The following is a 21,568-nucleotide window of genomic DNA, read 5'->3' as shown; positions in this document are numbered from 1 at the left end:
CTCGTCACGGCTTTGTCCTCGCTCCGGTCCTCGCTCACAGCTTGGGCGCAATCTCTTCGGTCCAGATACGCTCCCGCTGCTCCTGCGACAGGTGACAGGCGGCCCAGTGCCGGCTGCCGACCTCCTGCAAGTCGGGCCGTACGGTGCGGGTGACATCGTCCTTGGGCAGATCCGCGTACGGGCAGCGCGGGTTGAAGGCGCACCCCGACGGGATGTTGATGAGCGAGGGCGGGGAGCCCTTGACCGGGATGAGCCGGTCGGTCTGGTCCCGGTCCAGACGCGGCATGGACCCGAGCAGGCCCCAGGTGTAGGGGTGCCGGGGCTCGTAGAACACCCTCTCGGCCGGGCCGCGCTCGATGCAGCGGCCGCCGTACATCACCAGGATGTCGTCGGCGAGCTCGGCCACGACGCCCAGGTCGTGGGTGATGATGATGACCGCGGAGCCGAACTCCTTCTGGAGGTCCCGGATCAGGTCGAGGATCTGCGCCTGGACCGTCACGTCCAGCGCGGTCGTCGGCTCGTCCGCGATCAGCAGCTCGGGGTTGTTGACCAGCGCCATGGCGATCATCGCGCGCTGACGCATGCCGCCGGAGAACTCGTGCGGGTAGCTGTCGACGCGCTTGTCGGGCTGCGGGATGCCGACCCGGTCGAGCATCTCGACCGCGCGTCTGCGGGCCGTCTTCTTGTCCACGTCGTGGTGGACGCGGTACGCCTCCACGATCTGCTTGCCGATCGGGTAGTACGGATGCAGCGCGGACAGCGGGTCCTGGAAGATCATGGCCATGTCGCGGCCGCGCAGCTTGCGCACCTCTTCGGGGTCGGCCGACAGCAGTTCCTTGCCGTTCAGCCAGATCTCACCGGAGAGCCGGGCCTTCCGCTTGCCGTACTGGCCGGCGGTGTGCAGGCCCATGATGCCGAGTGAGGTCACGGACTTGCCGGAGCCCGACTCCCCCACGATGCCGAGGGTCCTGCCCTTCTCCAACGTGAAATCGAGCCCGTCGACGGACTTGACCAGGCCGTCGTCGGTCGGGAAGTGCACCTTCAGGCCGCGTACGTCAAGGAAGGCGTCGGGGGTGGGCGAGGCGGAGGCGGACGGCTCGCCCACGGCGGTTCCGCTCTTGCTCAGCTCGGTCATGACAGCCTCACTCGGGGGTCGATCACGGCGTACAGGACGTCCACGACGAGGTTCGCCAAGATCACCGCGAGCGAGGTGATCAGGGTGACGCCGAGGATGACCGGGAGATCTCGTTCGTTGATCGCCTTGAGCACCGCCTGGCCGAGGCCGGGAAGGCTGAACGTGGTCTCGGTCAGGATCGCGCCGCCGATCAGGGCACCGAGGTCCATGCCGAGCATGGTCAGGATGGGGGTCATGGTCGAGCGCATGGCGTGCTTGCCGATGACCACCGGTTCGCTGAGGCCCTTGGACCGGGCGGTGCGGATGTAGTCCTCGCCCATGACTTCGAGCATGGTGGCCCGGGTGATCCGGGCGTACATCGCCGCGTACAGGAAGGCGAGTGTCACCCAGGGAAGCAACATGCCCTGGAACCAGGCCCCCGGGTCCTCGCCGAAGGGGACGAACCCGGAGTCGATCCAGCCGAGGCCGTAGTCGAAGACCGCGAGGGAGACCATGGCGGTGAAGAAGATCGGCAGCGAGACGCCCGAGAGGGCGACCACCATCGCCGAACGGTCCCACAGCGTGCCCCGCTTGAGCGCGGAGAGCACACCGGCCGCGGTACCGAACAGCAGCCACAGCACGGCCGCGCCGAGCGCGAGGACCATGGTGACCGGAAGGCGGTCGGTGAGCACCGGCCAGATGGCCTGCTCACTGCGGAAGGAGTAGCCGAAGCAGGGCGCGGCGCAGTGCGTGACGTCGCCGCCCCCGGAGTAGGTGCGCCCGACGAAGAGGCCCTTGAAGAACTCCAGGACCTGGACGTAGATCGGTTCGCCCAGCTGGAGCTTCTGCCGGATGCCTTCGACTGCCGCCGCGTCCGAGGTCTTGCCCACGTACATCGTGGCGGGGTCGACGCCGCTCCACTTGGGGACGAGGAAGAAGATGCAGAAGACCACCACGACGATGACCACAAGCATGACTGCGACGGCCATGAGCCGCCTTATGAGGTATGTGAGCACTGCTCTCGGCCCGGCGGGGGGTCGCGGGCCACCGGAGGTCGTCCGATGGCCCGCGACCGCGCGCTCCGGCCTTCACCTGCCTTTCGTGCCGTACGGCGGGTGTGCCGGTGGGGTGGTTACTTCACAACGCCCAGGCTGGTGAAGTCGTACATGCCGCTGTACGCGTCCGTGGTGTAGACGTTCGTCAGCCGCGACGAGCGCCAGTTGACCATCTTCTCGAAGACGAAGGGCAGGTAGTACGCGCCCTCCATCACCTGGTGGTTGATCTCCGTGGCGATCGCCTTCTTCTTCTCCGGGTCCAGCTCGGTGGAGAACTTGTCGAAGTTGGCGTCGATCGCCTTGTCCTTGATCATGGCGAAGTTGTTGTTGCCGCTGTCGAGGATGTAGCTGCTGTCCCACAGCGGCGCGCCATAGCCCTGGACCGAGGGGAAGTCCGGGCCCCAGCCCATGATGATGATTCCGTAGTTCTTCTTCTTGACCACGGTCGGGTTGCCGATGATGCCCGAGGTCTGCGAACCGTCGTACTGGTCGATGTCGACCTTGATGCCGATCTTGGCGAGCGAGGCCTGCATCGACTCGGCCGTGGCCACCTCGACCGGCTTGTTGTTACGCACGGCGATGGTGGTGGAGAAGCCGTCGGGCTTGCCACATGCCTTCAGCGCGGCCTTGGCCTTGGTGGTGTCGGCCGCACCGTCGTTGGTGGCGAGGCCGAACGGGTCGTACTTCTGGCCCTCGGAGCCGGGCACCGCCGGGGGCAGCATGTTGGTGCCGATGTCGCCGCCGGCGAGCGGGCCGCCGCGCGCGGTCTGGAGCGACTTGTGGTCGGCTCCGTAGATCACGGCCTTGCGGCACTCGATGTTGTCGAACGGCGCCACGTTCTGCGGGAAGACCGCGTAACGGATGTACCCGGAGACCGGGTTGTCCACGTTCCCCTTGTGCTCCTTGAGCGCCTTGGTGCGGCCCTGCGGGGAGAGGCCCGTCTGGTTGAGGTCGAGGTCGTAGGCGCCCGCGAGCAGCTTGTTGTCCATGTCGTCCGCGTTGGAGAACAGGTCCACCGTGATCTTGTCCGGCAGTGCCTTGCGGACCGGGTCGGAGTCCTGCTTCCAGTTCTCGTTGCGGACCAGCACGAGGGACTTGTTCGGCGAGTACGACTCGAACTTGTACGGGCCGGACGAGAACGGCTTGAGGCCGTACTTCGACTTGGTGTCCTTGTCCTGGCGGACCGGCGAGGACGAGGCCAGCGCCAGGATGTTCTCGAAGTCCGAGTTCGCCTCCGGCAGCTTGAAGACGATGGTCTTCGCGTCCGGCGTCTCGATGGCCTTCAGGCCCAGCTTGTCCTTCGACGTGTCCTTGTACGGCCCCTTGTACTCGCCCTTGGGGTCGAGGATGTCACGCAGGTAGACGGGGCCACCGGACAGCACGTCCTGCGCCCACTGGCGCTCGATGCCGTACTTGACGTCCTGGGACGTGATCGCCTTGCCGTCCTCCCACGTGACCCCGTCGCGCAGGGTGTACGTGTACGTCTTGCCGTCGTCGCTGATCTTGGCCGGCTCGGCGGCGAGGTCGGGCGTGAGGACCGTACCGCCCGATCCCGGCTCGGTCTTGCCGGTCACGAGCTGACGGCTGTAGTAGCGCATGAAGTCCCACACGAAGCCGTAGTAACCACGCGTGGTGTCCCAGGAGTCGGCGTCCTGGACACCGGCGAACTTCAGCGTGCCGCCCTTCTTCGCCGAGGCGTTGGCAACCTTGTTGTTGGCCGCGTCGAAGCCGGCCGCCGCGCCCTTGCCGTCCTTGCCGTCCTTGTCGTCTCCGCCACCGCACGCCGCCGTGGAAAGCAGCGCAGCGACCACGGCAGCAGCGGCCACAGCCTGCTTGCGCCGTGCATTCCGTCGGGTAGTCACGATTCGGGTCCTCCGTGTGTAGAAGCGGCCCGTGCGGTGCACGGGCTCTGCGGTACGGCAGTCAGCGAGTGCCCTTCGGGTCGAGCGCATCGCGTACGCCGTCGCCGAAGAGGTTGAAGGAGAGCACGGTGATGAAGATGGCCACACCCGGGATGATCATGTACATCGGGTCGGCCTCGTAGTAGCTCAGGGCGGACGACAGCATCTGGCCCCAGGAGGCGGACGGCGGCTTCACACCGACGCCCAGGAAGCTCAGGGCCGCCTCGGTGAGGATGTTGGTGGGGATCATCATCGTGGCGTACACGATGATGGGCGCGACCAGGTTGGGCATGAGTTCCTTGAACAGGATGTAGATCCGCCCGGCCCCGAGGCTGCGCGCGGCGTCCACGTACTCCCGCTCGCGCAGCGACAGCGTCTGTCCGCGCACCACCCGGCCGACGTAGGGCCAGCCGAAGAAGCCGATGACCAGAATCATCACGAACAGGCGGACTCCGGTTCCGGTCAGACCGAGCATCTCGTTCGGCATGACGGAGACCAGCGCGATGATGAACAGCAGCTGCGGGAAGGACAACAGCATGTCCATCACCCGGCTGATCAGCGCGTCCAGCCAGCCGCCGAAGAAGCCCGCGAGTACGCCGAGCACGGTGCCGAGAACGATCGCGACGACAGCGGAGAGGCAGCCGACCAGGAGCGAGACCCGGGCGCCGTAGATGACGCGGGCGAAGATGTCGCGGCCGCTGACGGGCTCGACGCCGAGGAGGTGTTCGGAGCTGATGCCGCCGAAGGATCTCGTGGGTGTGGAGAAGAGCGGGTCGATCAGCTCTTCGTGGTGTTCATTGGGCGACTGCCCGACGAGGTCCGCGATCACCGGCGCCAGCAGTGCGATGACGATCAGCACCAGCACCACGACACCGCCGCCGAGGGCCAGCTTGTCCCGCTTCAGGCGCTCCCAGGCGATACGGCCCGGGGACCGGCCCTGCACCACCTTCTCAGGGGGTCCGGCCTCGAAGCCGTCGGCCAGGGCCACACCCGCGGCCGGCTCGTGCAATGGTGCCGTCATCGTGGCAGGAACCCCTCTCAACCGGCGGTGGCCGGTACGTACTTACCGCTGTGGCGGCATGGCTCTGTCCAACGGTGTTCAGGGATCGGTGCGTCCCTGTTGCGGGAGTCTTCATGGACACATCGAGACGTTGCCAGACCTGGCGGTGAATGGATGCCTAACCGTGATGATGACGGTCTGATCCGTTATCCGGACGCGCGTGAACGGCCGCCGGACGGAAGGAAGTTGGGACGGGAGAGGTCATGAAGGGCCACTAAGGCCCCCTTTGTGTCCACCTGTCACCAGAGCGGGTGTGTACGCCGCTTGGCGCACTTTTCCCCCCACTCACCCGGATGGGCGGGAGCCTGCGCGCTCTCAGTACGGAAGAGGGGCCTGCGGGTATCCGTAACCCGGGGCGGCGTGCGACTCGCGGTCGTAGAAGGGCCGGGCGTTGGCGCGCAGCCACATCGTGACGGGGTCGTACTCGTCGGACATGGCGACCGTGGAGACGGGCAGCCCGTCCGGCACGGCGCCGACCGACTGCCGCATCATCGCGCGCACCGCGTCGACGGACGGCCCGCTCGTGTCGTACAGGTCGAGGCCGATGGCGAGGTACGGGACGCCGAGCGCGGGCTGCACCCAGGCGCGGCGCAGCGAGCGGATCGCGGGCGTGTGGTGGGCGTTCTGCGCGAGCTGGGCGTAGAACTGCGGGACCTCGATGGCCGGCTCGCTGATCCGCAGCGGACCCGCGGGCATCCGGTCGAGGCCGGTGGCGATGCGGCGCAGGTCCAGCCAGGGGATGCCGACGCCGCCGCCCGGTCCGTGCGGGTTGAGCCAGATGCCCCAGCGGTCGGGGTAGAGGGCGCGGGCGATGCCGAGGCCGCCGACGACCTCGTGGTCCCGGTTCCAGCCACTGGCGGACAGCTCCTGGGCGGAGGTGACACAGGGGGCGTAGCCGAGGCCGTCGACCTCCATGTTGCCGTACTGGGCGTCGGGGGCGCCGGGGCGGCCCTGCCAGAGGAGCATCCAGACCTGGCCGGCCGCCAGGGCCCGCAGCAGCGCCTCGTACGCGTCGTAGCGCCCGGGCGTGACCTGGCGCAGCATGTGCTCGACCTGACCGGCCGCCGCGGTGCCTGACGCGCTCACCCTGGGTCCCGCCCCTCGTAGATCCTCTGTTTCGGCCTGCCGCCCCGGGGCACTCGGGTACGACGAAGTGCCGAGCCGCCGGCCTTCGGCCACGGACATCGGGCTTCGGCCATCAAACCAGCTTATGCGGCCGTGCTGTCACCGGCTTGACGTCACGGGCCGGCCCCGTCATCCCGCGAAAGCGCCGGGCCCCTGCGCCCCCGCGCGCGTGTAGAAGGGCCGCACCCGCTCGCGCATCCAGTCGACGACCGGGTCCTGCGCCGCGTCGAGCAGCACGAGGTTGACCGGCCAGGGCACCTGGACGCGGCCCAGCGCCCGGCCCAGGGCGTCCATGGGGGCGCTCTGCCCGGCGCCCTCCCAGGTGGAGAACTCGACGCCGACGAAGAGGACGGGGTCGCCGCCCTCGATGCTGGCGAGGGCCCGGCGGGCGCTGAGCACGACGCCGCTCTCCTCGAACTCGCCGGCCGCGGCGGCCAGGAAGTCGACGGGCTCCTCCTTCCAGTCCGGCTCGAAGAGCCGGACCCTGCCGCCGCCGGCCGGGCCGTCGAGCGGAGTCCGTCCGGCCCTGCAGAGCTCGGCGACGGCGGGCGGGGGCAGCGGCATGCCGACGGCGCCGCCCGGGTTCACCGCGATGCCGAGCTGCGGGGGCAGGCCGCGGGCGAAGTCGCGGGCGGGGGCCACCGTGAACGCCATGTGCGCGCCGACGCAGGCGAGGAACTGCTGCTCGGAGCTGAACACGGGGACGTACGCGGCGCCCTCGATCTCCAGCGTGGGCAGGTCGAGGTCGGGGGCGTCGGGCCCGCCGCCGTTGGGCAGCGGCACCCAGAGGCTGCTGCGCCCGAGCACCTCCACGAGGCGGCCGCCCGCCTCCGGGACGCCGAGCGAGGCGCCCAGCACCTCTTCGAGTTCATTGGCCGGCCATCCGCTCTGCGGCTGGCTCCCGGCCTGTGCCGGAATGTCCACTGTTTCCCTCTCTCGCCCCGATGCCCGTGCAGCAAGAGATTAGGGCCTGTCGCGCCTCGCGCCGCCCCGTACCCCCCGTTGTGTGGCTACTGTCCGGCCTTTGGGACGGGCCGCGCTCAGCCGTCGCTCCGTGCGTCAGCAAACGTGATCCGCGCGAGGAGCCCGGCCGCTTCGCGGTCCAGCAGCACGGCCGAGGCGCAGCCGTGCGGCAGCAGACCGGTCCCGGTGTCCCGCAGCAGCCGCCCCACGGCCCTGCGGTGCCGGGCGAAGGCGTATCCGGAGACGCCGCGGCCCCGCGCGCGCTGCCCCTCGCGGGCGGCCCGCGGGCTGACGTCGAGCAGGATCAGGTGCAGGCCGCGGCCGCGGCGCCGGGCATGGCGGGCGAGCCGGGCGCGCACCCAGGCCTGGGTGCCGCAGTCGTGCACCACGACGGAGGCGCCCGAGCGCAGCACCCGCCGCAGGCCCCAGTAGTGGGCGACGCGGACGAGCGGGCGGTAGAGGAGGTAGGGCACTAATCGGGGCAGCCGGGCGGCCCAGCGGTCCCGGGTGTGCTGGGAGTCGACTGCGTACGCCGGGGCGGCGCGGGCGATGAGGGTGGACTTGCCGCTGCCGGGCAGCCCGGAGACCACCACGATGTCCCCGGCCGTGAAGCGCAGGGTGCGCGGCCCGCGCCCGGCCCGGCCACGCAGGTCCCGGACGACGGGCGCGTCCATCCGCGCCCGTCGTCGGCGGGCCCGCGAGCGCGGCTGCACGGGCAGCGCGTCGCCTGTGAGCCCCGCGGTCGTCGCGTACCGCAACGTCATCGCCTCCCCCTGCCGAACGGCCGACGCGTGCACGGTCGGTGCCTACCCCCGAAGTGTAAAGAAAAGGTAATGCGGCACAACCGTGCGCCCCGCCGGAATCCGGCGGGGACCGGCACCGGTCCCGGCGCCCCACTCGCCCCGGACGCGTGCGATGATGACCCCGCCAACTGCATACAGGCCACTTGAATCCGCGCGGGAGAGTCCCGGTCACCATGCCGGGCGCCGAAGGAGCAAGATCCTCCCTTGAATCTCTCAGGCCCCGTACCGCGTGGATGAGGCAGATCTGAAAAGCGAGCCGCCCGGCGGCTCCACCCAAGGTGCAAGCCGAACCCCCGTGGGGTCTCTCGGCGAACCTCTCAGGTTCCGATGACAGATGGGGAGGATCGTCCTCGTCGTCATGCCCTGGGAGCCCCGTCCATGAGCACCACCCCCCGCCCCACCGCCCAACCGTCGCCCGCCGCCACCCCGCCTGACGGCGCGGCGCACCAGAGTCCCCTTCAGGCGTTGCACCGCTCGCTGGGCGCCACGATGACCGACTTCGCGGGCTGGGACATGCCGCTGCGCTACGCCAGTGAGCGCGACGAGCACAACGCCGTACGCACGAAGGCCGGCCTCTTCGACCTCTCCCACATGGGCGAGATCACCGTCACGGGCCCGGGGGCCGTGGCGCTCCTCAACTACGCGTTGGTCGGCAACATCGGCACCGTCTCGGTGGGCCGCGCCCGCTACACGATGATCTGCGCCGAGGACGGCGGCATCCTGGACGACCTGATCGTGTACCGCCTCCAGGAGGAGGAGTACATGGTCGTCGCCAACGCCGGCAACGCCCAGCTCGTCCTCGACACGATCACCGAGCGCGCCACCGGCTTCGACGCCGAGGTGCGCGACGACCGCGACGCGTACGCGCTCCTCGCCGTCCAGGGCCCCGAGTCCCCCGCGATCCTCGCGTCCGTGACCGACGCGGACCTGGACGGCCTGAAGTACTACGCCGGGCTGCCCGGCACGGTCGCCGGGGTGCCCGCGCTGATCGCCCGGACCGGCTACACCGGCGAGGACGGCTTCGAGCTGTTCGTCGCCCCCGAGCACGCCGAGCAGCTGTGGCGGGCGCTCACCGAGGCCGGCGCCTCGCGCGGCCTGATCCCGTGCGGCCTCTCCTGCCGCGACACGCTGCGGCTGGAGGCGGGCATGCCGCTGTACGGGCACGAGCTGACCACCTCGCTGACCCCGTTCGACGCCGGGCTCGGCCGGGTCGTGAAGTTCGAGAAGGAGGGCGACTTCGTCGGCCGCAAGGCCCTGGAGGCCGCCGCCGAGCGCGCCGAGACCGCCCCGCCCCGCAAGCTCGTCGGCCTGGTCGCCGAGGGCCGCCGGGTGCCGCGCGCCGGGTTCTCGGTCGTCGCGGACGGCCAGGTCGTCGGCGAGGTCACCTCCGGCGCCCCCTCCCCCACGCTGGGCAAGCCGATCGCCATGGCGTACGTCGACGCGGCGCACGCCGAGCCGGGAACCGCGGGCGTCGCCGTGGACATCCGGGGCAGCCACGAGCCGTACGAGGTCGTGGCACTCCCGTTCTACAAGCGGCAGAAGTAGAACCGCAGAACCCGGCGGGCCCCGCGTACGTGACGCAGTCCCGTCTCACACCGTAAGACCACCGTTCATCAGCACTCCCCCGCGTACAGGAGAATTCAGGTCATGAGCAACCCCCAGCAGCTGCGGTACAGCAAGGAGCACGAGTGGCTGTCGGCCGTCGAGGACGGCGTGGCCACGATCGGCATCACGGAGCACGCGGCCAACGCGCTCGGTGACGTCGTCTTCGCCCAGCTCCCCGAGGTCGGTGACACGGTGACCGCGGGCGAGACCTGCGGCGAGCTGGAGTCGACCAAGTCGGTCAGCGACCTGTACTCGCCGGTGACCGGTGAGGTCACGGCCTCCAACCAGGACGTCGTGGACGACCCGTCGCTGGTGAACTCCGCTCCGTTCGAAGGCGGCTGGCTGTTCAAGGTACGTGTCGCGGAGGAGCCGAAGGACCTGCTCTCCGCCGACGAGTACACCGAGTTCACCGGCAACTGAGACCCCAAGGGACCACCTGATGTCGCTTCTCAACTCCTCCCTCCACGAGCTGGACCCGGACGTCGCCGCCGCCGTCGACGCCGAGCTCCTGCGCCAGCAGTCCACGCTCGAAATGATCGCCTCGGAGAACTTCGCTCCCGTCGCCGTCATGGAGGCGCAGGGCTCCGTCCTGACCAACAAGTACGCCGAGGGCTACCCCGGCCGCCGTTACTACGGCGGCTGCGAGCACGTCGACGTGGTCGAGCAGATCGCGATCGACCGCATCAAGGCGCTCTTCGGCGCCGAGGCCGCGAACGTCCAGCCGCACTCCGGTGCGCAGGCCAACGCCGCCGCGATGTTCGCGCTGCTGAAGCCGGGCGACACGATCATGGGCCTGAACCTCGCGCACGGCGGTCACCTGACCCACGGCATGAAGATCAACTTCTCCGGCAAGCTCTACAACGTGGTCCCGTACCACGTCGACGACGCCGGCGTCGTGGACATGGCCGAGGTCGAGCGCCTGGCCAAGGAGTCCAAGCCGCAGCTGATCGTCGCCGGCTGGTCCGCGTACCCGCGCCAGCTGGACTTCGCCGCCTTCCGCCGCATCGCGGACGAGGTCGGCGCGTACCTGATGGTCGACATGGCGCACTTCGCCGGTCTGGTCGCCGCGGGCCTGCACCCCAACCCGGTGCCGCACGCCCACGTCGTCACCACCACCACGCACAAGACCCTCGGCGGTCCGCGCGGCGGTGTGATCCTCTCCACCCAGGAGCTCGCCAAGAAGATCAACTCGGCGGTCTTCCCGGGTCAGCAGGGCGGCCCGCTGGAGCACGTGATCGCCGCCAAGGCGGTCTCGTTCAAGGTCGCGGCGGGCGAGGAGTTCAAGGAGCGCCAGCAGCGCACCCTGGACGGCGCCCGCATCCTGGCCGAGCGCCTGGTGCAGCCGGACGTCACCGAGGTCGGCGTCTCCGTCCTGTCCGGCGGTACGGACGTGCACCTGGTCCTGGTGGACCTGCGCAACTCCGAGCTGGACGGCCAGCAGGCCGAGGACCGGCTCCACGAGCTGGGCATCACGGTCAACCGGAACGCCATCCCCAACGACCCGCGGCCGCCGATGGTCACCTCGGGCCTGCGGATCGGCACCCCGGCCCTGGCCACCCGCGGTTTCCAGGCGGAGGACTTCACCGAGGTCGCCGAGATCATCGCCTCCGCCCTCAAGCCGTCCTACGACGCGGACGACCTGAAGGCCCGGGTCGCCGCGCTCGCCGAGAAGTTCCCGCTGTACCCCGGCCTGAAGTAGCCGGACCGGCGCGTTTGCGTTTCCGGGAGGGGCACCCCGCACACTGGTCAGTGAGCGCGGTGCCCCATCCCTTGTCCCCCGCTCTCCGGGCCCACCCCGCCCGTACCGCACCACCCGGCAGACAACGACGTCTACCAACCCTTTAGGAGTCACCCGTGGCCATCTCGGTCTTCGACCTGTTCTCGATCGGCATCGGCCCGTCCAGCTCCCATACGGTCGGCCCCATGCGCGCGGCCCGTATGTTCGCGCGGCGGCTGAAGAACGAGGGCCTGCTCGCCCACACCGCCTCGATACGTGCCGAGCTGTACGGTTCCCTCGGCGCCACCGGCCACGGCCACGGCACCCCCAAGGCGGTCCTGCTCGGCCTGGAGGGCGAGTCCCCCCGCACGGTCGACGTCGAGACGGCCGACGACCGGGTCGAGGCGATCCGCACCACCGGGCGGCTCAACCTCCTCGGCATGCACGAGATCGACTTCGACGCGGACGAGCAGCTGGTCCTGCACCGCCGCAAGGCACTCCCGTACCACGCCAACGGCATGACCGTCTTCGCGTACGACGCCGAGGGCGCCCCGCTCCTGGAGAAGACGTACTACTCGGTCGGCGGCGGCTTCGTCGTGGACGAGGACGCCGTGGGCGAGGACCGGATCGTGCTCGACGACACGGTCTTGAAGTACCCCTTCCGCACCGGCGACGAACTCTTGCGCATGGCCCGCGAGACCGGCCTGTCGATCTCCTCGCTCATGCTGGAGAACGAGCGCGCCTGGCGCACCGAGGACGAGATCCGCTCCGGCCTCCTGGACATCTGGCGCGCCATGCAGGCGTGCGTCTCGCGCGGCATGTCCCGCGAGGGCATCCTCCCCGGCGGCCTCAAGGTCCACCGCCGCGCCGCGAAGACCGCCCGCCAGCTGCGCGCGGAGGGCGACCCCCAGGCCCACGCCATGGAGTGGATCACCCTCTACGCGATGGCCGTCAACGAGGAGAACGCCGCGGGCGGCCGCGTCGTCACCGCCCCGACGAACGGCGCGGCCGGCATCATCCCGGCGGTCCTGCACTACTACATGAACTTCGCGGCGGGCGGCGCCACCGAGGCCGAGAAGGACGACAGCGTCGTCCGCTTCCTGCTGGCCGCCGGCGCCATCGGCATGCTGTTCAAGGAGAACGCCTCCATCTCCGGCGCCGAGGTCGGCTGCCAGGGCGAGGTCGGCTCCGCCTGCTCCATGGCCGCCGGCGCCCTCGCCGAGGTCCTGGGCGGCAGCCCCGAGCAGGTCGAGAACGCCGCCGAGATCGGCATGGAACACAACCTGGGCCTGACCTGCGACCCGGTCGGCGGCCTCGTCCAGATCCCGTGCATCGAGCGCAACGGCATGGCAGCGGTGAAGGCGGTCACCGCGGCGAAGATGGCCCTGCGCGGCGACGGCAGCCACAAGGTCTCCCTCGACAAGGTCATCAAGACCATGAAGGAGACCGGGGCGGACATGAGCGTCAAGTACAAGGAGACGGCGCGGGGCGGGCTCGCGGTGAACATCATCGAGTGCTAGGCAGATGGGTCCTGGCAGCACCACCCAGATCACGGCTGTCGTCCGAGCCGTCGTCGCGCTCGAACTCGCCACCTGATCAAGGTGGAAGAGGCTTCTCCCTATCCGGTCTCGAATCACTCCGGAACGGTTCGCCTACTCGAACTCTGATTTGCCTCTTTTGTTCGTCGTGGAAGGCTACTTCGACAGAGACTCTTGCTCCGACCTCAGGCAGGTCGAGCACCGGTGGATTGGAGTTGTACGAGGCAATGTCCAGGAATTCGATCACTTCGGGAGAGCCGTCCAGCTCGAGGAACACTCCGAACGGGCGTCGAATACGGACCACCCCATGAGTCTTGCTGCCGACCAGATGCCGGAGCTCTGCCTCGTCCCATGCGTCTTCCATGGCTTGCCCGCGCCTCACTCTCCTGAGGGCTGTTCGTCGGCGGCGGTGAGGATGACGCCTTTCTTCAGAAGGTCCACGCCGTCGCCCGAGAGCCGGACGGTGGCGCCGTAGGGCGGATGGAGAGACTCCGCCGTCTGCCCGTCGCGCTCGATCCGGTCGAGTCTCAGCACCACCGGGGCTCCCCCGGCCGCGCCGTCGGGGGGACGAACCCCGAAGTCCGCCCCGGCGCGCACCACGCCACCGACACAGCGGGCCACGCACACGGCGGTCCCGGCGCCCCGGTCCTCCACGCAATAGATCTGGAGCTCCCCGGCGCAGTCGTCAACGACGCGCCGGGAACCGCGCGCCCTGTCGATGTCACGTTGCAGCGCGCTGAAGCGCGGCGGTTCCCGGCTCGCGTCGAGCACGACGACGTGCAGCCGGTCCCCGAGCCGGGGCGGTGCGGCGTCCTCGTCCCACCAGGAGGGGTGCTTCACCTGGTCGATGAACCCGGTCCCGCCGTCGGCTTCGACGCGTGAGCCCACCGGAGCGACCCCGGTCACCGTGACATCGAGTTCCTGATCATCGTGAAACGTCATTCGGGTCCTCCGAAGATCGAGATCCAGCTGCGGTTCTGTGTGAGCTCGTTGAGTCGGTCCAGCTTCTCCACAGGAATTTCGAACTCCAGGCGCGGCGCTCCGCCGGGGCCGTTTCTGTCGATGATCTTCGCATGCTCGCCGAACTCCTCCAGGAACGACGGATGCATCTCGTACTTCACCATGCCCTTGGCGAAGTTGATGCCTGTGGGCCCGGCGTACTCGGCTGCGACGGCCTCTTCACCGAAGTAGACCTTCCCGTTCGAGATGTATCCGCCGCCGATGTCCACGCCCGGTTGGTGGTTGGCCGGGTTCGGACCGTTGTCGAGTTCGTACTGCGCGTGGGCTCCCTTGGGGGTCCGGTAGATCGGGATGTAGTCCGGGGCCAGCCCCAGGCGGTCCGTCCAACGGTGCGGGTTGTCCACGTACGTGACGGGGTTGGGCGCCGGCCCCAGCCCCAGCGGGTCCGGGGAGGCGTAGCGGCCGGTTTCGGGGTCGTAGTGGCGGAAGACGTTGTAGTGGAGGCCGGATTCGGGGTCGTAGTACTGGCCGGGGAAGCGGAGCGGGGTGTACGTGGTGCTGGTGCGGGACCAGGCGGTGGTGCCCCAGAGGGTGGCGCGGGCGCGCCAGGCGGTGTGGCCGGTCTCGTCGATGAGTTCGGTGGGTGTGCCGACGAGGTCGGTGGCGATGGCGAAGAAGCGGCGGTCGATCTCCGTCTGGCGGTCGTCGGCCGTGAGGAGGCGTTCGGTCTGGGACAGCGGGGCCAGGCCGCGGTGGTCCCAGGTGAGGGCGACCGCGTTCGGGGTGTCGGGCTGGTGGGTGGTCTGTTCGCAGAGGGCGACCCCGTCCCAGGTGAACCGGGTCTCCTCGGCCACATGCCCTTCGGCGGTCAGGCGTTGCTTGGCGGTGCGGCGGCCGAGCGGGTCGTAGCGGTAGCGCCATTGGGTGCCGTCGGGGGTGGTGACGGAGGTGAGGCGGTTCTCCGTGTCCCAGGTGTAGTGCCAGGTGTCGGGCTTGCGGGAGAGGCGGGTCTTGCGGCGCAGGGTGACCCGGCCCAGGGCGTCGTGTTCGAAGCGGGTGTCGCCGGCGCGGGTGAGGGTGGTGCCGGTGTAGGCGCGGGAGCCGGTGGCCTCGGTGCCGGGGTGGTTGGAGGGCCAGGTGGCGGAGGTCTGGTTGCCGGCGTCGTCGTAGGCGTAGCGCTCGGTCCAGCCCTGGGCGTGGACGGCGGTGACGCGGCCCGCCGGGTCGAGGTCGAAGGTGCGGGTGCCGGACTTCTGGTCGGCGACGGATATGAGGTGGCCGTCGGTGCGGTAGGTGTAGGCGCGGCTGTTGACGGGGCGGGTTCCGGCGTCGATGTGCTGGGCGGTGAGGCGTCCGGCCTCGTCCCAGGCGGAGGTCATGGTGAGCGCGTCGTCGTAGGCGCGGGTGAGTTCGCGCCCGGCGTCGTCGTGCGTGAAGTCGATGCGGTGGCCACCGCTGGTGAGGCTGTGGGTACGGCCGTCGGGGCCGTACGTGTAGGAGGTGACGTGGCCGGTGGGCGTGACGCGCCTGGTGCGGCGGCCCAGGGCGTCGTACGAGTAGGAGACGGGGCGGCCGTCCACCAGTTCGGTCTTGGTCCTGCCCATGCGGTCGTACTGGTAGCGGATCTCGCTCTCCGGGCCTACGGCTTCGAGGAGGCGTCCGGCCCGGTCGTAGGCGTAGGTCGTCACGTGGCCGTCGACGTCCTTGCGGATCACCTGGCCGAGCGGGTCGCGTTCGTACGCGATGGTCCCGCCGAGGGCGTCGGTGCGGGCGGTGGGCCGGCCTGCCGCGTCCAGTTCGTAGGTGAGGGTGCGGCCGTCGAAGTCGGTCTCGGAGACGACGCGGCCTGCCGCGTCGTGCTCGTAGGCCCAGGTCAGGCCCTGCGGGTTGGTGACGCGGGTGAGGCGCAGTTCGTGGTCGTGCGCGAACTCGTAGCGGGCGCCGTCCGGTCCGGTGCGGGCGGCGAGGAGGTCGAAGTGGGTGTACTCGAAGCGGGTGACGCCGCCCGACGCGTCGGTGTGCGTGAGCGCGTTGCCCTCGCCGTCGTACGTCCATGACTCGGTGGCCCCGTCGGGGGCGGTGCGCCGGGCGAGTTGGCCGTCGGGGTGCCACTCCAGGCGGGTGACGCCGCCTGCCGGGTCGGTGATGCGGACGGGGCGGCCGAGGGCGTCGCGCTGTGTGCGGGTGGTGGCGCCGGTCGGGCCGGTCACCTCCACGGTCAGGCCGGCGGCGTCGCACTCCACGTGGGTGGTGGCGCCGAGGGCGTCGGTGAGCGAGGTGAGGCGGCCGGCGGTGTCGTAGGTGTAGCGGGTGGTGGCCCCGGCGGGGTCGGTGACCGCGGTGCGGTTGCCGCGTTCGTCGAACTCCTGGAGCACGCGGTTGCCGTCCGGGCCGATGATCTCCACGGGCAGGCCGGACGGGCCGCGCACGGTGCGCAGTTCGCCGCCGTCGGGGGCGGTCGTGGAGATGAGCCGGTCGTTCTCGTCGTAGGAGAAGGCGGTGCGCAGGCCCAGCGGGTCGGTGCGGGAGTGCAGGTTGCCGTGCGGGTCGTGGGTGAACCGGGTGGTGTGGCCGAGCGGGTCGGTGACCGCGAGCGGGAGGCAGCCGGGGCCGAACAGGTGGCGGGTGGTGTGCCCGTCCGCGGTGGTGAGCGTAGTGGTGCGGTGGCCCGTGGCGGGGTCCGGGTCGGTGTAGGCGAGGGTGATCTGTACGTGGCCGGCCTCGCCGCCCTCCGCGACGACGCGGTCCTGGTCGTCGTAGACGTAGTCGTAGCGGCTGTTGTTGGAGTCGATCCAGGCGATGACGCGGCGGTGGTCGTCGTAGACGAACGTGGTCGTAGAGCCGGACGGCTTGGTGACCGTGGTGAGGTCGCCGTCCGTGTAGCCGTAGCTCATCAGGAGCAGGTCCGCGCCGTCCTCGCCCGCGCCCGTCAGGGACAGGGCAGTGACCCGGCCATCGGCGACGGACAGGTTCAGCTGGTGGCCGGCGGAGTGGGCCAGGGCCAGCGGCAGGCCGTCCTCGTCGCGGTCAACGGTGATCCGGTGGCCGTTGCGGTCGGTGAGGTCCGTCAGCCAGGCCACGCCGTCGCCCCCCGGTTCGGCGCCGGGCGGGGCGTCGAAGTCGAGGACCAGGCCGCTGTCGGGGTCGGTGACCGTGTAGTCGCCGTTCGCGTCGCGGGCCAGCAGTGTGCGGGCCCGCCCCGACTCGGGCCGGACGGGCGCGCCGGGGGCCGGGTGCGGGTAGCGGATCAGGAGGCCCTCGGCCGTGACGTGGAGGACGCCGATGGCGTCGATCAGCAGCCGCTCGTCGACGGTGGACGTCCAGGCCGGTCCCAGGAAGCGGCCGGCCGTGCAGCCGGACTCGGTGCGGCGGGTGAACAGCAGCGGCAGGATGCCGGGGAGTACGACATCGGTCTGCGGCAGGAACATCCGGCCCGTGGCCAGGTCGACCGGGTCGGTGCCGTCGGTGACACGCTCACCGTCCGGACGGCGGTGGGTGCCCTCCGGGGCGTCGTCCACCAGCCGGCGCAGCCGTGCGATGTCGGACGCCTCCTCGGCCAGGCGCGCGCCCTTCACCGCGGCGCCGCCGCCTCCCGTGGCGACGGTCAGCGCGAGGTCGGGGAGCAGCCGGCCCACGCCCTCGGCCGGGTCCTTCATGAAGTCCTTGACCATCTGGCCGCCGGTGCCGACCGGGTCGTTGGCGGCGACCACCAGCCCGGCGGCCAGGCTGTTGAGCGAGGTGGCGTACTCGGCCGGGTGCGTGAGGTTGTACGGGTCCATCGGGTTCACACTGCGGACGAAGTTGAGGATGCCGGCCGACGCCTTGATGATCCCGCCGTCCAAGTGCATGCCCATGACCTGCGCTTCCTCGAACCCGTCCCGCGCCTGCTCCGCGTACGACGGTTTCTCCGGCGCCATGTCGCGGGCGGCCTGGACCGCGGAGCGCGCGGTCTGCGCCGCCGTGTTCCGCTGCTCGCGGGCGGCGGCAAGAAGCTCCTGCGCATCCTCCATCAGCTTCTTGCCCGGGTCGGTGAACGTCGACGCGGGCCTCGGCGGCAGCGAGGACGGGTCGCGCTTGTCGGCGGGCTGGGCGTTGTAGCGGTCGACCGCGCTGTTGTAGTCGTCCACCTTCTTGCGGTGCGCATCAGCGGCGTCCTCGGACGCCTTGACGCCCTCCTTCCACTTGTCGATCGCCGTCTGCGCCTGCTCCTGCGCCCAGGTGACGGTGTCCGCGAACGCGTCGAGAGCCCCGAGCGCCTTCGCGGTGGCGTCAGCCGCGGCGTACCACTTCGGTGGCTGGGTGCTCACCGCGGTACGCAGGGCGTTGGCCGTCTCGCCCTTGAGCTCACCGGAGTTGAGGCCCTTGAGCCCGTCACCGGTCCCGTCGAAGGCCGACTGGAACGCGCGGAGCTTGGTGACCGTGGCGTTGATCTTGCTGGGGCTGCCGTAGATCAGCTTGGTCTTGTCCTCGGTCTGCCCGAGGTCCATCTCATTGACTTCCGCGCCCATCCGGTTGGCGACCGAACGGGACTGCTCACGCACCCAGTCCGCACCGGACTCCCACCCGACATCGTCCAGCCGGTCGGCGGTCCAGTTCCCTACGTCCTCGACCCGGTCGCCGGCCCACTCGACGCCGTCCTCGATCACATCCTCGACCGAATCGGGCGTGATGTCCCTGATGAAGTCGCCTATACCCACCGTCAGTTCCCCCCGGACTCACCCTGCTGCCGCGCCTGCTGGGCGCGTTCCTCCGGCGACGGGCCGAACGTCTCGTCCAGCGCCTGGTCGAACTCGTCGTCCGATACACCGAGCGCGTTGTTGAACAGATCGGACTGCCGGCCGCCGTAGCCCTCGGTCAGGACCGTGCGGCCGGTGTCCTTCCAGGTCTGCCCCATGTCCTGGCCGGCCTTCTCGAACGATTCCGCGCTCCAGTCCGGGTCCAGGTAGTCCGGCGTGAAGATGTCACCCCAGCTCTGCTGGGCTATCTCCTCCTCACTCGCGTGCGGGTTCCCGCCGAACACGGCGTTGGCACCCACCTTGAGCGTGCCCGCCAGGTACTGGTCGTGCTCCCACTGCGTACCCGCAGCCAGGCCCAGCCGGCTCGCGAGCCCACTGGCATCCCGCACCAGAGCCCGCACCCCCCACTCCCAGCGCTCGCAGAAGTCCTCGAAGTCGACCGAGAGGCCGTGGTGACCGGTCTCCATCCCGGTCATCGACAGCTCCGAGAAGCCCTTGCCCAGCACCGAACCGGTGGCCCCGCCCAGATCACCGAGCTCGTCGATGGTCGTGTTCAGACCCTTCGTGAACTTGGCGACGGACGTCTTGTCGAGGTGCAGGTCCGCCCCGTCCCCGCTCACGCCCACACCCCCTGGGCCTCACCCGCGTCGACGGCGGCCGACTCCGGAACGATGCCGACGACCGGCGGGAAGAACATCGACCCGTCCTCCGTCGCGACGTCCACGGCCAGACCGGCGGGCTCGCCCAAGGCCGGCACCACCTCGTCCACGATCCGCGCGCCCAGCAGCGCCGCGTACTCCATGGGCCGGTCCCCGGGGGCGCGATGCCGGGCGAACCGGGCCAGTGCCACCTCGTCCGTGAACCCGTAGACCCACCGCACCCCACCCAGCCGCGCCGACCACAAGCGCTCCCCGGACATCGGCACCAGAAGCACCGAACGCCGCATCTCACCGACCAGCGCCCGCGGATCGCCGACCCCGCTCCTCCGCTCGGCTATGCGCTCGGCAAGCGCTGCCCCTGATCGCTCCACGGTCTCTCCCCCTTCGGCGGCAACTCACGACACCGTAGATCAGGACGCTCGGCGGGACGGCCGCGGTTCTCGCCGGGCCCTGGCCGCCGCCGCGGAAATCCGGTAAGGGCCGCCTCCCCCCATTCGATAGGATGCAGGCGGCCTGCGACAGAGGCACCGGCGCGCTCCGCGTCCGACCGGTGCACGCCGGCAGGAATCCGACCTCGACTCCATTGCCGGGCCGCAGACGGCTCATCGCAGTAGAAATTGGGAGCATCCGACGATGACTCGACACCTGATCACCAGCGCGCTTCCCTACATCAACGGGATCAAGCACCTGGGGAACCTGGTCGGGTCGATGCTCCCGGCGGACGTGTACACGCGGTATCTGCGCCAGCGGGGCGAGGAAGCCCTGTACATCTGCGCGACCGACGAGCACGGCACCCCGGCGGAGCTGGCCGCGAAGGCGGCCGGGCTGCCGGTGTCGGAGTTCTGTGCCGAGCAGCACGAGGCGCAGAAGGCGGTCTACGACGGCTTCGGGCTCGCGTTCGACTACTTCGGCCGCAGCTCCTCCGAGCAGAACCGGGAGATCACGCAGCACTTCGCCCGCAAGCTCCAGGAGAACGGGTTCATCGAGGAGCGGGCGATCCGGCAGGTCTTCTCGATCGCCGACGACCGCTTCCTGCCGGACCGCTACATCGTCGGTACGTGCCCGCACTGCGGGTACGACAAGGCGCGCGGCGACCAGTGCGAGAACTGCACCCGGGTGCTGGACCCGACCGATCTGATCGAGCCGCGCTCCGCGATCAGCGGCAGCAGCGAGCTGGAGGTCCGCGAGACCAAGCACCTCTTCCTCCTCCAGTCGAAGCTGGAGGGCGAGGTCGAGGCGTGGATCGACGCGACCAGCGACGAGTGGCCGCACCTGGCCTCCTCGATCGCCCGCAAGTGGCTCACCGAGGGTCTGCACGACCGGTCGATCACCCGCGACCTGGAGTGGGGCGTGCCGGTCCCCGCCGACACCTGGCCGGAGCTGGCGGCGGAGGGCAAGGTCTTCTACGTCTGGTTCGACGCCCCCATCGAGTACCTCGGGGCGACGAAGGAGTGGGCGGACCTGGAGCCGGAGACCCGGGACTGGAAGTCCTGGTGGTACGAGGCGTCCGACGTCCGGTACACCCAGTTCATGGCCAAGGACAACGTCCCGTTCCACACGGTGATGTTCCCGGCCATGGAGATCGGCACCCGCGAGCCGGTCAAGCGCGTCGACCACGTGAAGGCGTTCAACTGGCTCAACTACTACGGCGGGAAGTTCTCGACGTCGCAGCAGCGGGGCATCTTCTCCGACACCGCACTGGAGCTGCTGCCGGCCGACTACTGGCGCTACTTCCTGATGGCGCAGGCGCCGGAGTCGGACGACACGTCCTTCACCTGGGAGCTGTTCGCCACCTCGGTGAACAAGGACCTCGCCGACACCCTCGGCAACTTCGTGAACCGGGTGCTGTCCTTCTCGCGCAAGCGGTTCGGTGACGCGGTGCCGGCGGGCAAGGAGGCCGGGGAGGCCGAGCAGAAGCTGGGCGAGGAGATCGCGCGCCTGCTCGCCGAGTACGAGGGCCACATGGAGGCGCTCCGGTTCCGCAAGGCCGCCCAGGCCCTGCGGGCGCTGTGGAGCGCGGGCAACTCCTACCTGGAGGAGAAGGCCCCCTGGCTGGAGATCAAGACCGACCAGGAGGGCGCCGCCCTCACCCTGCGCACCGCGATGAACCTGATCCACCTGTACGCGGTCGTCTCCGAGCCGTTCATCCCGTCGTCCGCGCGGGCCATGCGCGAGGCGTTCGCCCTGGCGGACGACACGGCGACGTGGGTCGGCGCCGGCGAGGCCCGCGCCCTGGCGTCCGTGCCGGCCGGCACGGCGTTCTCGGTTCCGCCGGTGCTCTTCGCCAAGATCACCGACGAGGACCTGGAGGCCTGGCGTTCGCGTTTCGGCG

17 protein-coding genes and 1 riboswitch are annotated in these 21,568 nt (G+C 70.0%); of the genes, 5 read left to right on the top strand and 12 right to left on the bottom strand.

Going from position 1 to position 21,568, the window contains the following annotated elements; genetic code table 11:
- Positions 1-34: 34 nt before the first annotated feature.
- The 7 genes from E6P78_RS30600 to E6P78_RS30570 form a co-directional block, all read right to left on the bottom strand.
- The gene (locus tag E6P78_RS30600; protein ID WP_136206885.1) at positions 35-1,135 is read right to left on the bottom strand and encodes an ABC transporter ATP-binding protein; all 1,101 of its coding nucleotides are present in this window, start codon (positions 1,133-1,135) and stop codon (positions 35-37) included.
- Positions 1,132-2,130 (bottom strand): ABC transporter permease, encoded by a 999-nt coding sequence (locus E6P78_RS30595; RefSeq protein WP_136206884.1) that lies wholly within the window; start codon positions 2,128-2,130, stop codon positions 1,132-1,134. Before E6P78_RS30595 ends, E6P78_RS30600 begins: the two co-directional genes overlap by 4 nt.
- 116 nt (positions 2,131-2,246) lie before the next feature.
- Entirely contained in the window at positions 2,247-4,034 is a 1,788-nt protein-coding gene (locus tag E6P78_RS30590; RefSeq protein ID WP_136206896.1) for an ABC transporter substrate-binding protein, read from the bottom strand.
- Between the two features lie 58 nt (positions 4,035-4,092).
- Entirely contained in the window at positions 4,093-5,091 is a 999-nt protein-coding gene (locus E6P78_RS30585) for an ABC transporter permease (RefSeq protein WP_136206883.1), read from the bottom strand.
- A 354-nt stretch (positions 5,092-5,445) separates the two neighbouring features.
- Positions 5,446-6,216 carry an enhanced serine sensitivity protein SseB C-terminal domain-containing protein gene (locus E6P78_RS30580; RefSeq protein ID WP_136206882.1) on the bottom strand — a complete coding sequence of 257 codons (771 nt, stop codon included), beginning with the start codon at positions 6,214-6,216 and terminating at the stop codon, positions 5,446-5,448.
- A gap of 168 nt (positions 6,217-6,384) precedes the next feature.
- The gene (locus tag E6P78_RS30575; RefSeq protein ID WP_136206881.1) at positions 6,385-7,179 is read right to left on the bottom strand and encodes an enhanced serine sensitivity protein SseB; all 795 of its coding nucleotides are present in this window, start codon (positions 7,177-7,179) and stop codon (positions 6,385-6,387) included.
- 116 nt (positions 7,180-7,295) lie between these two features.
- On the bottom strand, positions 7,296-7,982 hold the full coding sequence (locus E6P78_RS30570; RefSeq protein ID WP_136206880.1) for an AAA family ATPase: 687 nt from the start codon (positions 7,980-7,982) through the stop codon (positions 7,296-7,298).
- Positions 7,983-8,165: 183 nt separating this feature from the next.
- Positions 8,166-8,259: riboswitch (glycine riboswitch) on the top strand.
- A gap of 140 nt (positions 8,260-8,399) precedes the next feature.
- Between E6P78_RS30570 and gcvT the strand changes: the two genes are divergently transcribed.
- The 4 genes from gcvT (at position 8,400) to E6P78_RS30550 (ending at position 12,863) form a co-directional block, all read left to right on the top strand.
- Entirely contained in the window at positions 8,400-9,566 is a 1,167-nt protein-coding gene (gcvT, locus tag E6P78_RS30565) for a glycine cleavage system aminomethyltransferase GcvT (protein WP_136206879.1), read from the top strand.
- A 102-nt stretch (positions 9,567-9,668) separates the two neighbouring features.
- Positions 9,669-10,046, top strand: a complete 378-nt coding sequence (gene gcvH, locus E6P78_RS30560) for a glycine cleavage system protein GcvH (RefSeq protein ID WP_136206878.1) — start codon at positions 9,669-9,671, stop codon at positions 10,044-10,046.
- Positions 10,047-10,065: 19 nt separating this feature from the next.
- A complete protein-coding gene (gene glyA / locus E6P78_RS30555; protein ID WP_136206877.1) occupies positions 10,066-11,325 on the top strand; it encodes a serine hydroxymethyltransferase in 1,260 nt (419 codons plus the stop codon).
- 155 nt (positions 11,326-11,480) lie between these two features.
- Positions 11,481-12,863: an L-serine ammonia-lyase gene (locus tag E6P78_RS30550; RefSeq protein ID WP_136206876.1), complete on the top strand. Its 1,383-nt coding sequence runs from the start codon at positions 11,481-11,483 to the stop codon at positions 12,861-12,863.
- Positions 12,864-12,939: 76 nt separating this feature from the next.
- On the opposite strand, the gene E6P78_RS30545 is transcribed toward E6P78_RS30550, so the two are convergent.
- From E6P78_RS30545 to E6P78_RS30525, 5 genes are read right to left on the bottom strand one after another with little or no spacing between them, the layout of a single operon-like run.
- Positions 12,940-13,245: a hypothetical protein gene (locus tag E6P78_RS30545; RefSeq protein WP_136206875.1), complete on the bottom strand. Its 306-nt coding sequence runs from the start codon at positions 13,243-13,245 to the stop codon at positions 12,940-12,942.
- Between the two features lie 14 nt (positions 13,246-13,259).
- Positions 13,260-13,823 (bottom strand): hypothetical protein, encoded by a 564-nt coding sequence (locus tag E6P78_RS33730; RefSeq protein ID WP_240799435.1) that lies wholly within the window; start codon positions 13,821-13,823, stop codon positions 13,260-13,262.
- On the bottom strand, positions 13,820-18,538 hold the full coding sequence (locus E6P78_RS30535) for a putative T7SS-secreted protein (protein ID WP_240799434.1): 4,719 nt from the start codon (positions 18,536-18,538) through the stop codon (positions 13,820-13,822). Before E6P78_RS30535 ends, E6P78_RS33730 begins: the two co-directional genes overlap by 4 nt.
- Before the next feature lie 2 nt (positions 18,539-18,540).
- Positions 18,541-19,197, bottom strand: a complete 657-nt coding sequence (locus E6P78_RS30530) for a hypothetical protein (RefSeq protein ID WP_136206874.1) — start codon at positions 19,195-19,197, stop codon at positions 18,541-18,543.
- Complete coding sequence (locus tag E6P78_RS30525) at positions 19,194-19,607, bottom strand: SseB family protein (protein ID WP_206307966.1); 414 nt, start codon at positions 19,605-19,607, stop codon at positions 19,194-19,196. Before E6P78_RS30525 ends, E6P78_RS30530 begins: the two co-directional genes overlap by 4 nt.
- A gap of 262 nt (positions 19,608-19,869) precedes the next feature.
- On the opposite strand from E6P78_RS30525, the gene metG reads away from it, so the two are divergent.
- On the top strand, positions 19,870-21,568 hold a 1,699-nt coding region (metG, locus tag E6P78_RS30520; RefSeq protein WP_136206873.1), incomplete at its 3' end, for a methionine--tRNA ligase.

The sequence above is a fragment of the Streptomyces sp. A0958 genome, from assembly GCF_004795035.1.
GTDB lineage: Bacteria > Actinomycetota > Actinomycetes > Streptomycetales > Streptomycetaceae > Streptomyces.
This window is presented reverse-complemented; position numbering and strand designations above follow the sequence as displayed.

Excerpts from the sequence above, each read along its gene's own strand:
- E6P78_RS30600 (WP_136206885.1), bottom strand. The coding sequence starts at position 1,135 with ATGACCGAGCTGAGCAAGAGCGGAACCGCCGTGGGCGAGCCGTCCGCC.
- glyA (WP_136206877.1), top strand. The coding sequence starts at position 10,066 with ATGTCGCTTCTCAACTCCTCCCTCCACGAGCTGGACCCGGACGTCGCC.
- E6P78_RS30570 (WP_136206880.1), bottom strand. The coding sequence starts at position 7,982 with ATGACGTTGCGGTACGCGACGACCGCGGGGCTCACAGGCGACGCGCTG.
- E6P78_RS30545 (WP_136206875.1), bottom strand. The coding sequence starts at position 13,245 with ATGGAAGACGCATGGGACGAGGCAGAGCTCCGGCATCTGGTCGGCAGC.
- E6P78_RS30585 (WP_136206883.1), bottom strand. The coding sequence starts at position 5,091 with ATGACGGCACCATTGCACGAGCCGGCCGCGGGTGTGGCCCTGGCCGAC.
- E6P78_RS33730 (WP_240799435.1), bottom strand. The coding sequence starts at position 13,823 with ATGACGTTTCACGATGATCAGGAACTCGATGTCACGGTGACCGGGGTC.
- gcvT (WP_136206879.1), top strand. The coding sequence starts at position 8,400 with ATGAGCACCACCCCCCGCCCCACCGCCCAACCGTCGCCCGCCGCCACC.
- gcvH (WP_136206878.1), top strand. The coding sequence starts at position 9,669 with ATGAGCAACCCCCAGCAGCTGCGGTACAGCAAGGAGCACGAGTGGCTG.